This is a genomic window from Paenibacillus sp. GM1FR (genome assembly GCF_002803315.1).
Classification (GTDB): Bacteria; Bacillota; Bacilli; order Paenibacillales; family Paenibacillaceae; genus Paenibacillus; species Paenibacillus amylolyticus.
Genome location: NZ_MKZL01000031.1, coordinates 19,938 through 32,417, shown reverse-complemented (window position 1 = coordinate 32,417; position 12,480 = coordinate 19,938). Strand labels below are relative to the sequence as shown.

The 12,480-nt window shown below is 42.2% G+C and carries 6 protein-coding genes; 3 read left to right on the top strand and 3 right to left on the bottom strand.

Features of this window, described 5'->3' with window-relative positions:
- The first annotated feature begins 42 nt into the window (after window positions 1–42).
- Entirely contained in the window at window positions 43–8,067 is an 8,025-nt protein-coding gene (locus tag PAEAM_RS19960) for an immunoglobulin-like domain-containing protein (protein WP_165789990.1), read from the top strand.
- A gap of 95 nt (window positions 8,068–8,162) precedes the next feature.
- Here PAEAM_RS19960 and PAEAM_RS19955 read toward each other — a convergent pair whose 3' ends face one another.
- Window positions 8,163–8,693: a glutathione reductase gene (locus PAEAM_RS19955; protein WP_100528711.1), complete on the bottom strand. Its 531-nt coding sequence runs from the start codon at window positions 8,691–8,693 to the stop codon at window positions 8,163–8,165.
- A gap of 207 nt (window positions 8,694–8,900) precedes the next feature.
- Here PAEAM_RS19955 and PAEAM_RS19950 point away from each other — a divergent pair, with 207 nt between their 5' ends.
- Window positions 8,901–9,569 carry a Type 1 glutamine amidotransferase-like domain-containing protein gene (locus PAEAM_RS19950; RefSeq protein WP_036670009.1) on the top strand — a complete coding sequence of 223 codons (669 nt, stop codon included), beginning with the start codon at window positions 8,901–8,903 and terminating at the stop codon, window positions 9,567–9,569.
- 232 nt (window positions 9,570–9,801) lie between these two features.
- On the opposite strand, the gene PAEAM_RS19945 is transcribed toward PAEAM_RS19950, so the two are convergent.
- Window positions 9,802–10,740, bottom strand: coding sequence for an FAD:protein FMN transferase (locus tag PAEAM_RS19945; RefSeq protein WP_100528710.1), 939 nt, complete (start codon window positions 10,738–10,740; stop codon window positions 9,802–9,804).
- Window positions 10,741–10,749: 9 nt separating this feature from the next.
- Entirely contained in the window at window positions 10,750–11,679 is a 930-nt protein-coding gene (locus PAEAM_RS19940) for a LysR family transcriptional regulator (protein WP_100528709.1), read from the bottom strand.
- Between the two features lie 177 nt (window positions 11,680–11,856).
- Here PAEAM_RS19940 and PAEAM_RS19935 point away from each other — a divergent pair, with 177 nt between their 5' ends.
- Complete coding sequence (locus PAEAM_RS19935; RefSeq protein WP_207765586.1) at window positions 11,857–12,474, top strand: NADPH-dependent FMN reductase; 618 nt, start codon at window positions 11,857–11,859, stop codon at window positions 12,472–12,474.
- Window positions 12,475–12,480: the final 6 nt, after the last annotated feature.

Below are 12,480 nucleotides of genomic sequence, written 5' to 3'. Positions count from 1 at the left end.
ATCGAAGGGAAGAATGCTATGCGGAAGCAAATTACAATCCTAATGTTAGTTTTACTTATGACCTTCAGTAGCTGGTTTAATCTTGTTCTGCCATTTAGCAATCAAGCTTCAGCGGACACAATAACACCAACGATGTTGGCGCATTATCCATTGCTTGAGGATGTACAGGATATATCAGGTAATGAAAAGCATGGAACGGCCGTAGGAAACATTACGTACACCGATGGTCTCACTCTACCTGGGGGAACAGATAGTAATACGAACTACGTTCAGCTTCCTACTGGTATGTTTGATAATCAAGAAAATACAACGATATCTGTATGGATCAAGAGCAACACGGGGAGTGGGAACTACTCAGCATTATTCTATGGTACGCCAGCAGCTGGCAGTAACTTTCCAACGAATTACTGGATGTTTAATCCATCGAATCCAAGTGGTGATTTTAAGTCCGTATTTACGAATAGCAATAATGTTGACCAGCCTTGGACGACTGAGGTAGGGGTATCAGGCACTTCTACGTCACAGTACGAAGGTCAATGGGTTCACTATACAACGGTTATTACAGAAAGCTCTATTACAGGTTACATTAACGGTGTAAGTATAGGCACGACCGCCAAAGAGAAAACAACAGCAAGCTTTGGTACGGATTTGCATGCTTACATCGGGCGCTCCAATTATTTAGGGGATGCTACTTTTGCGGGTAGCTTTCAAGATTTAAGAATTTACGGAGAGGCACTAAATAATGAAGATATCGCTGTAGTATATGAACAATCGTTTAATGAAAAGCAAGTACAACAAGGCAAAATAGAGCTAACGTTAGGTGATATATCGGCAGTTACTGAATCTCTTGTACTGCCTACTCAAGATAAGAATGGTGCAATGATATCATGGACTTCTAGTGATGAGAGTGCGGTTAGTCCAACTGGTGAAGTGTTCTTACGAGAAATGGAGCAACAAGTGACGTTAACTGCAACCATTTCATTAGGTGGAAGCCAGGCAACGAAGGAGTTCATTGTTACCTTACTACCTAAGGATGACTCTGTTGAGCAGATTGCCGTTAAGAATGTCTTGCTTAATGAATCTACACTTGTTCTATCAGCGGGGGACAGCGAGACATTAGTCGCTACGATTTCACCTTCAAATGCAACGAATAAAAGAGTTATCTGGACATCTAGTGATTCCAGTGTAGCGATTGTCAATTCAACGGGTAAAGTTACAGCTGTTAGTGAAGGTACAGCCACAATGACGGTACAGACTGAAGATGGAGAGTTTACAGCTACATCAGCCGTTACCGTTAAGGGAAAATCGCTAAAAGATGATCTTATTCTTCATTACAACATGAAAACGACCGAAGAAGTAGACGGTCAACTCGTACTGAAGGATGTTGCCAATAAGGCAGTTACATTTGACGGAATATTTAGAAATCCAAACAATGGACAATTCATTTCAAACAGTGAGGTTGGCTTTATTTCCTTCAATGGTGGAAGCTCTACATCGAATAGTGGGCATGTTGAGATTCCTAAGGGCTCCAATGGACTAGATCTACTACACGGTCTGAATGAGATTACAGTATCTTCAATCGTGAACTGGACGAATGATGGGACGAATCGCTGGATCTTCGGTTTGGGTACGGTATTAACACCAGAAACGAACAAATATTTCTTCGTAACACCACGTCACGGTAGTGGATCAGGTAATATGATTGCTACAGGTATCTCTAAAAATGGCTGGCCAAACGAAGCATTAGTTACAGGTAGCGCAAACTCAAACGTGATCGGTGGGCAGTGGAAGCATGTAACGGTGTCCTTGTCCGAAGCTAGCAATAGGATAACGTTATTCGTGGATGGAGCTAAGGTTGCTTCGGGTAATGCAAAAGGACTAAAGCTGTTAGAAATTATTAATCCGGATGCTACTTTCTCTGGCTTTATCGGTAAATCAATCTTCTCAAATGATCCATATCTACAAGGTAGCGTAGCTGATTTTCGAGTATATGATCGCGCGTTGACGGAGCAAGAAGTAGGCGAGTTATATCAACAAGAGGGAGCAACTCACATCTCAAAAATACGTCAGCTCACTGTTGATGATGCCGCGAATCAACTTGACATCAGTCGTTACTTAGGTGAAGGCGATAAAAGCACCGATAAGATAACGAGAAACGTTACATTACCGACAAGCGGTAAAAATGGCGTGAGCATTACTTGGAGTTCCAGTCATCCTACTGTCATTTCTAACCATGGTACTGTACAACGTCCAGCTGTTGAAGCAGGTAATGTTCAGGCAGAGCTTACGGCTACTTTAACGTATCAAGGCGTATCAACTACAGCTGTATTCCCTGTTACGATCTTGAAGCAATTCGATGATCAGCAGAAGGTTGATCTGGACGCTGAACAAATAGAGATCTACAATGCTGACAACGTTAAAGGTAACTTACGTCTTGTTGCTACAGGTGAACAAGGCTCCACAATTACATGGGTATCTAGCAGACCGGCAGTTATTAAAGGAACGGCTGAAGCGGCTGGTAACGCTACACAGCTAGGCTGGGTAAGCCGTCAAGCTATGGATACGCCCGTTACGCTAATAGCTACAATTACGAATGGTGCAGCTTCTAAACAGCTTACGTTTAACGTTACGATTAAACAAGCAACTGCGCCAGTGCAGCATGATGCTTACTTTTTTGCGTACTTTACAGGTGAATATGAGGGTGGTGAAGAGATATCCTTCGCTACAGCTGAAGATCCATTGTTCTGGAAAGGGTTGAATAATGGTAAGTCGATCCTTCAATCTGATATGGGTGAAAAAGGACTTCGGGATCCATTCGTTATACGGTCTCCAGAAGGGGATAAATTCTATATGCTGGCAACCGATTTGAAAATGGGCGAAAGTACAAATTTCGACCAAGCTCAAATTACGGGTAGTCATTACATGATGATTTGGGAGTCGGAGGATCTCGTTCATTGGAGCGAGCAGCGTATAATCGAGGTTGCTCCTAAGACTGGAGGAAATACGTGGGCACCAGAAGCTATCTATGATCCAGTAACTGGAGAGTATATCGTATTTTGGGCATCATCGATGAAAAATACAGAGACATATGGTGATTATAACGGAAGACCTGCAGGTCAGTACAATGTGATGTACTACGCAACAACAAGAGATTTCTACAACTTCTCTGAGCCAAAGGTCATGATTGATGAGTCACTTCCGACCATTGATACAACGTTTATTGAGCATAATGATATGTTGTACCGATTCACCAAATCAGAAGTGAATACTAAAGTGTATGTGGAGAAAGCACCAACTTTTTATTATGACAAGGACGGTATTGCAGCAAACGGCCTTCAATACAACGCTGTTCCGGGTACACGTGATAATAAACTTGGCTTGATCGGAAATAATGGAAACAACGAAGGGCAAACGATTTTTAAGGATAATAATAAAGACAAATGGTATCTGTTCCTTGATTCATGGCCATATCATGTTCGATATACAACAGATCTGGATAGTAGCACGCAATATATGAACAATGTATTAAGTAGTGATAAATATGCACTGCCGCCAGGACCACGACACGGGACGGTAATTCCAATCTCACGTGCAGAGTATGATGCTTTGCAAGAGAAGTATGCATGGAAAGGTCCAGCACCATCAACAGACCCGGTTGTACATTACTCATTCGATGAAAATACAGTGAATGGTACAACGTTGAATGACATTTCTGGTAATGGTCATCACGCAACACTAGTAGGTGGAGCAACGATTAATGAAGAGGATCGCATCGGTAAAACGGGTGGTGCACTAGAGCTTAATGGTTCAACAGGATATGTGAAGCTGCCAGATAACTTGATTCAATCCTTGAATCTTGAGAAGGCTACGTTCTCTACATGGGTTCAAATGGACAGAAATCAAGCGAATCAAAGAATATTTGATTTTGCTTCCGACACAGGCAGACAGGTTAACCGCAACACCATGTACTTGAGCACACAAGGTGATACAGGTAGTCTAGAGTTTGCTGTCGTAACACCTTTTACGGAGAAATTTAGCAATGACAGCACGCGACTGGGATCAGAATATAAATATGCGGTGAGAAATTCCGGGTTATTACCAACGAAGACTTGGCAGCATGTTGCAATTACAATGGATGAATTTGATGCAGTATTGTATGTGAATGGTCAAGAGGTTAAACGTAGCTCGACATTTAACGTTGAGCCGAGAATGTTACTGGAAACAACGATGAATTATATTGGTAAATCGAGAAACAGCTCTCATAGTTTATTTGATGGTAAATTTGATGATTTCCGTATTTATAATCGTGCATTATCCATTGAAGAGATTGCAACATTAGCTGATGAAGACGTTACTCCTCCAGTAGAGCAGCCATCTGGGGCAGAGCTCATTCTTCACTACAATATGGATGATATTGATGGTGCAACGGTTATTGACCAAACAGGAAACTTCAACGGAAAATGGATGAATCCGTCTAAAGCAGAATGGATTCGTACACAAGATGCTGGTGTACTAAGCTTTACTGGTGGCACAACTAACTCTTATGTAGAACTACCACAAGGAGTTCTCGATGGTTTAACGGATATGACCGTTTCATCCATTGTGAACTGGAGCGGTAAAAACGCTGCGGAGTGGTTATATGCATTAGGAAGACCAAACAATAATACGCACTATACGTACTTCACACCACGTTATAACGCTAACGGTCTAGCTCGTTTAGGTATCGCGACGAATGCTTGGAATAATGAGTCTTCAACTTCTACCACAGGCTTAAAGAATAATGAATGGAAAGTCGTTACGACTGTTGTTTCAGGCACGGATGGTACACTAACGCTTTATATCGATGGTGTTGCTGTTGCATCAGGCTCAACGAATGGAATGACACTAGAACAAATAAAAAATACTTCAGGCAGTAGTGGAACCATCGGTAAGTCATTTTATACAGCTGATCCATACTTCGGCGGTATGATTGCAGACTTCCAAATCTATGATGGTGCGATGACTGCGGCAGATATTACATCACTTAAGGCCCATTCAGATCAGAAGATTGCTTTGATGGAGGGCATGCTTGTATCAGCTGCGACAGAGAAATTAACGATTCATGATCTTCTTGCTGCTAATGCATCAAAAGATGCGATTATAAGCAATGTAACATTGCCAACATCAGGTGTTTATGGCACAACAATAAGCTGGACTTCAGATAAGGGGAATGTCATCTCAACTACAGGTGTCGTAACCAGACCAGCTAACGCAACAGGTGATCAAGTTGTAACGTTAACAGCAGTATTTACAGATGGTACAGAGACAGTTAACAAAACTTTTCAGTTGACGGTTAAGGCATTGCCAAACGATGTCACTTCTGTAGATGAAGCAAAAGCAGCGCTAGTCGTTCATAACATTAATGATGTAAGAGGTCATCTGGCATTACCAACATCTGGTCTATATGGAACAACGATTACTTGGGCTTCTGCTCAACCAAACCTCGTTTCAGTTACTGGAGAAGTAAAACGTCCGGTACACGGTAGTGGAAATGTAGACGTCAAGCTTACAGCTACGATTACATTAAATTCAGCATCCACGACGAAGGAATTCATTGCGAATGTGAAGGAACTGCCTGCTGATGAAAAATATGCGGGATACTTTTTCACATATTTCACTGGAGAAGGTACTGCAACAGGTGAGCAAGTTCACTTTGCACTAAGTAACGGCAATGATCCGTTGAACTGGCGAGAATTAAATAATGGTAAACCTGTATTAACCTCTACCTTAGGGGAGAAGGGTGTACGTGATCCGTTCATTATTCGTTCGCCTGAAGGTGATAAGTTCTACATGATCGCTACCGATCTGAAAATTAACGGCAATGGTAACTGGGGCAGAGCACACACATGGGGCAGTCGTTCCATTATGGTTTGGGAATCTAATGATCTAGTCAACTGGACAGATCAACGCATGGTAGAGGTTGCACCGGAAGAAGCGGGTAATACATGGGCACCAGAAATTATGTACGACAACACAACAGGTGAATATATCGTATTTTGGGCATCAAGAATGTTTGATGACGCATCCCATACAGGCGATGCTTATCAAAAAATGATGTATAGCAAGACAAGAGATTTCTATACGTTTACTGAACCGCAAGTATATTTGGATTATGGATATTCAATCATTGACACAACGATGATTGAGCATGAAGGAAAGGTGTATCGCTTTACGAAAGATGAGCAAAACAACGGAGCTTCTGCACCATTTGGTAAGATGATCTTCCAAGAGGTGGGTGACTCGATCTTAGATCCAACCTTCAAGATGATTAATCAAGGCGTTGGTAACATCAAATGGGTCGAGGGTCCAACGATCTTCAAATCGAATACCGATGAAAAATGGTATTTATTCGTAGATGAGTTTGGTGGAAGAGGTTATGTTCCATTCGAGACAACAAATCTTGCATCAGGTGTCTGGACATTATCTTCTAACTACAACTTACCAGCTAGTCCGCGTCACGGAACGGTAATTCCAATTACACAAAGTGAGTATGATGCACTCAACGGGAAGAACGTACCCGTTAGCGGAATTAGCTTGGACAAAACGACGTTGTCAATCGTAGAAGGTCAATCAGTGCAATTGACAGCTACGGTAACACCAGCTAATGCAACGAAAAAAGCAGTAACATGGAGCTCTAGCGATACAGCTGTAGCGACTGTAAGTGCGACAGGTCAAGTAACAGCGGTGGCACCAGGAACAGCAAGGATTACAGTAACTACAGTGGATGGTGGTTTATCATCTAGCGCTACGGTAACGGTAACACCATTGGTTGATGGAACACCACAAGCACCAAGCAGTGGTAATGGAAATGGTGGCGGTGACGGTAACATTCCTGCACCTACAGTACCACCAGCTCCAGGTGGAAATGAGCCAGTGGTCATGGACAACGGCCAAATAAACATTAAACCAGTTGTAAATGAGAGCGGTACTTCTGAAGTGAAGTTAAGTGCGGATACAATGAAGCGTGCGCTTGATCAAACGACAGGCGGTAAGTTACACATGCAAGTTGAAGCTGATGCAAGCTTGAACGGGCTAACGATGGAGCTCGCAGTAGATGCGCGCTTAACAAGTGGATCTTCTACGGTAGATCGCATCGAGATCAACATAGGCTCTGCAGTCGTAACAGTGGCAACCGAACTGCTTGGAACAGGAACAAGTGCAGGGAAAACGTTAGGATTGTCGATTAAGAAAATTGCAGCTAATCAACTGCCAGCTGGCGCACAAGCTCAGCTGAACGGTGAGGTCGTATACGATATCGAGCTAACGATTGATGGTAAGAAACTTACACAGTTTGATGGCAGAGATGATCTCGTGATTGAATTGCCATACACACTAAAGGCTGGCGAAAATCCAAACAACGTCGTTGTATACGATGTGAAGGACAACGGAGAGTTAAGAGTGGTGACGAATGGTAAATACAATGCAGCGACAGGAAAAGTAGAGTTCAAGCCAACGTATCTAAGCAAGTATACGGTAGCGTATGTTGCAACGAGTTTTAAGGATGTGACCCAAGACTGGGCAAAGGATGCGATCTCAGCATTGGGAGCAAGAGGCATTGTGAAGGGTGTAGGTGACGGCGAGTTTAATCCGAATGGTCAAGTGACAAGAGCAGAATTCATCACCATGCTGATGAATATGTTTGAGCTATCGGATGAGAGGGCAACGACAAGTTTTAGTGATGTGAAGCAAGGAGAATGGTACCATGGAAATATCGCAACCGCGCAGAAGCTGGGGATTGTGAACGGGAAACCAGATGGACGATTCGGAGTTCATGAGAACATTACGCGAGAAGATATGGCGGTTATGGTATACAAGGCTGTCCAAATTAAGCAACTAGCGTTAACAAGTGGTGAAGCTACAGCCTTCAAGGATGAAGCAAACATCGCAAGTTATGCGAAGCAAGCGGTAAAGGCAATACAAGGAGCAGGCATAATAAACGGTGTAGGTAACGATGAGTTTGCACCGAAGAAGAATGCTAGCCGTGCAGAAGCAGCAGTGATGATCTATAATTTGTTGGGTTTGATGTAGACACATTAAGTATAGAGAAACGCCATCACATTACGTGATGGCGTTTTTATTTGGAATACTGGGGAACTCAGTGTACAAGGAAGAGTTTTTGTTGTCTATTCAGAGGTACGCGCTTTTTGCCTTGTCTCAATTAATTTGAATACGTCATCCACGTCGAGGGAAAACATCATGCTCTTGCTCGTTATCGGCTGGAAGTGGAATTCCAGCTTTTCTTTGCCGAATTGCTTCTCTAACTCCGTCCACTGCTCCGTTGACAATAATAGAAATGCCAACGTGTCACTGCCCAGGGATTCCATAAACCATCGAATCTGATATTGGGGAGCGATCATCTCCTCCATAGCCCGAACGGCACTGTCCCGATCAGTCCAATCATTGGCGAACGGAATCGTCAGCGTACGCTCGTCCGAACTTAACACGATATCGACGCCCCTTGGTTTGTCGATTTGGATAATTTTACACTGGATTTGGTGAGATTCCGGCAGTTGGCCGTTAAAGTAATGGATGATATCTCCCTCGTCTTCTCTCCAATCAATCCAGATTAACGACTCGTACTCGAAAAACTGTTCTATGACGTCTTCATCGGACGAATGTTTCAAGACATGGATAATCGGTTGAAGCGTACTCATTGTCATCCCATCCCTTATATAAAGTTGATATATACTCTATATTATCCTATAAGATGATCAGTTCTGAATAGGGCAACAGACATACTGCTTTTCGGAAATAGAACTACTCTCATCTTTCAATTCGATGTTATGATAATGGAGAGTTGTCTTTTAAGTTTAATTTTAAAAATAGGAGCATGTCAATTATACATATGGAGGTAATAACGTTTGAGTACTCACTATTATTTCAGTTGGTTTAATGATTTTTTTCCAGAAAAGCTGGTCGGGCGGTTACATGAGGATATCACAGATAGAAAATCGCTTGTGATGATAAGCGCTAAGCCGTCTGATTATGAAGGAGAGCAAGTGAACTTTGAGGATATTACGGAATGGACTTGGTTAACGCAGGCTAACCTTAGTTTTGATGAATATCACTTCATTGATTATCGTATGCAGAAAGAAGAGGCTCATCAGTTGATTCGGAACGCTTCTGTCATTTTTATGTGTGGAGGATATCCTGTTCAGCAGCACGAGTTTTTGGCGGAATATGAACTATCCGATATTATTAAGAACAGTAACGCCGTTATCCTCGGTGCAAGTGCCGGTGCATTAAATATGGCTGCAAAATGGATATCTTCGGCTGATACTAATCCTAAGGATGAAACAACTACGTTTTATGAGGGTCTGAGCTTTAATTATTTTGCCTATGAATCTCATGCTAGACGCGACTACAGCACGTTTGTTAAAGGATACCTGTTTCCACTATCTGAACAGATGAATGTTTATGCGGCAGAGCAGGAGAGTGCTATTCGTGTAAAGGATGGTAAAATTGATATCTTAGGCCCTGTATATTTAATTTCTGAATCTAAAATTCAGAAATTGATGGAAACGCTCTGATATACATACGGTTTGTAAACAGCTGCAGAGAATGAGCATTTTTAGACCGCCTTCAATGGCGGTTTTTTTAGCTTTAAAGGTTTTGGATGCTCCTAGGGAATCAAAAAAATCTGGGTATAACAGCGATAGGAAAGTTATTCTGTCATCTGAGTGACCTGTGTAAAAAGGAAAAATTAGCTTGTTGCCTCTACCATCTTTTTCGGAAATGTAGCCAATCAACAATCTCATAACTTTACCCTGATATCGGATGGATTTTTCCCCTAAGATTATCGGTATAGGCCAGATTTCCATCCGTCGTGATTACGGCAGCCTCGATATCCTTCATATTATTAACTTTATGAATAATGGAGACCGCATCTAACCCAAATAATTCTGTAGTATATATATCGCAGTCGAGCGATCTATCCGCAATAATCGTTAAAGAAGCGATATTACTTTCGATTGGATAGCCTGTTCCGCTGTTAAATATATGATGGTACTGACCCCCTTTCTTCTCTAAAACTCTCTCGTATATTCCTGATGTAACGACGGATTGCTCCCGTATACTAACGAGTGCTGCTGCATTTCCTCTAGGTAAAAAGGGATTTTGGATTCCAACTTTCCAGTGACTGGACCCGGTGGGAGAATCGCCATGAACCAGAACATTGCCGCCCATATCGACCATAGCTGATGTAGCTCCGTTTTTCTTGAAAAATGACATAACTTGATCGGCAAAATAACCTTTAGCAATCGCTCCGAGGTCAATTTCCATGCCCTTTTTGAATAAATGAACCGTTTGCTGCTCATCGTCAAGCTGTATATGCTCCGGATTCAAGAGCTCCAGCACCGCTTTAATCTCTGTATCCTCCGGCACATGTGCCTCGCGGAAACCAATTCTCCACAATTTGATCAAAGGCCCTATCGCAATATTCAGAAAAGAATCCTTATTCAGGCTGTGTTCTTTGCCTATCTTAATAAGATCATACAGTTCCTTGTCTACTCTAAGCGGATGTGATGCGGCTTCTTTTTTTAGCATGGCAAGCTGCGAGTACTCACTGTTGGCACTAAACACTTGTTCATAACGGATGAGCATATTCACTGCTTCCTCGGCAAGCTCTTCAGCATCTGTCCCCTCAATATAGAGGGATATGTTCGTTCCCATGAGCGGTATCGTTCTCGTAAAAGGTTTCATGATAGCCTCCTATATTGCACATTGTTGTCCGTGATTGAGAAAAGTATGGATGAGGTCATGATCCACGCTATTCAGCTTTTTTTCTCCATGATGGGCTATAAAATAATCCAGACTCATCTTCTCTATAGGGATTGGATAGATGTTGTATTCCGAAGGGCACTCTTTGATATGGATGCTTTCAGGCACAAAGGTCAGACCTAAATTATGCTTTGCCAGCTTCAGTACCGTATAGATTTCTTTGCTCTCCATCACGATATTAGGCTGTATCTTGTAAACACTGAGCAATTGATCAATCTGTTTTCGGATTGCCGAACCCTTGGACGTTAGAATAAGCTGTTGATTCAAAATGGTGCTGATCTCAATCGTGCCCTCCGGGATGATTGCAACATTCTCTTGATATAATTCGCAGCAACGCGGAATGATGGCCTGGTAACTGTGCCTACCCCAGTTAAACGAGTTCAAGTTAGGGGAGATACTGCTTGAATTTTGCCCAATCCAGAAGTCCAGCTCATTATTTTGGAGACGTTTCTCATTTTTTTCAGGTAAATCCTCGACAAGATTAATTTTATAAGCAGGATGAATCTCCAGAAAAGCTGGTAAAAAAAGGGGCGTTAAGTACGCACCGAGGCTCGGAAGAATGCCGATCCGTAGCACTTTGTTGTCGAGATCCGATACATATGAGATTTCCCTTATAAGCTTGGCGTAGCAATGTTCGAGTGACGTTAGGTATTGATAATATATTTTCCCCTGCTCGGTTAATCGGTACGGAAGTTTGTTGCGAGTGATTAGCTCACAGCCCAACTCACTTTCGATTTTCTTGATAACCTTAGTGAGGTAGGGCTGAGATATGTAAAGGGACTGGGCAGCCCTGCTATAGTTGCTGTATTTTAATAGGCTGTCAATGTAACACAAGATATCTTGAGATTCTAACTTAGACATGTCCCTCACCCTTTGTGAAAAAAGTAACAAACTTTGAATTTGAGGTGATTATAACAAATTAGTTATCAAACTGCAATGAATAACTATTAGATCATTTGAGCTTTGATATGTTAGAGTTAGGCCGAAAGAACGAGTCTGACATTTACGAACATCATCTCGAATGACAGAGAGGGGATTATGATGAACTATTTAGCTATCGTAGGCACAAATTCGGATGTGTCAACCAACCGGACGCTACTTCAATTTATGCAAAAGCATTTTGCTAGTGAAGCCCAGATTGACTTGTTTGAAATTAAGGATTTGCCTGCTTTTATTGAAAAAGATGAATTAGAGGATGCTGAAGTTGATATTCCTGTGAACGTACAAGACTTACTGGATCAGATCTCTAAAGCAAAGGGCATCATTATTGCTACTCCTGAGTACGACCATGCAATCCCGGCTGTTCTGAAAAGTGCGCTGGAATGGATCAGTTATACCACTCAAACCTTGAAAGACAAGCCGGTTCTGATTGTGGGTGCTTCACATGGTGCACTCGGTTCTTCCAGAGCACAAGCGCATCTTAGACAAATCCTGGATTCCCCTGAGCTTGGTGCGAGATTGATGCCTAGCAGCGAGTTTCTTTTGGGAAAATCACAGAGTGCATTTGATAGCAGTGGTAATCTCATTGACGCTGACAAAGTAGCGGAGCTTGACGAAATCTTCAATGAGTTTATTTTGTTTACTGAGATCACTACGGAACTGTTATCAAAAAGGACGTTGAAGAAAAAAACGAAAAAATTTTCCTGGCAAGAGTAGGGGGCT

Bases quoted from the DNA above. Each gene is read 5' to 3' on its own strand.
- PAEAM_RS19945 (WP_100528710.1), bottom strand. From the start codon at position 10,740: ATGAAACCTTTTACGAGAACGATACCGCTCATGGGAACGAACATATCC.
- PAEAM_RS19935 (WP_207765586.1), top strand. From the start codon at position 11,857: ATGATGAACTATTTAGCTATCGTAGGCACAAATTCGGATGTGTCAACC.
- PAEAM_RS19955 (WP_100528711.1), bottom strand. From the start codon at position 8,693: ATGAGTACGCTTCAACCGATTATCCATGTCTTGAAACATTCGTCCGAT.
- PAEAM_RS19940 (WP_100528709.1), bottom strand. From the start codon at position 11,679: ATGTCTAAGTTAGAATCTCAAGATATCTTGTGTTACATTGACAGCCTA.
- PAEAM_RS19960 (WP_165789990.1), top strand. From the start codon at position 43: ATGTTAGTTTTACTTATGACCTTCAGTAGCTGGTTTAATCTTGTTCTG.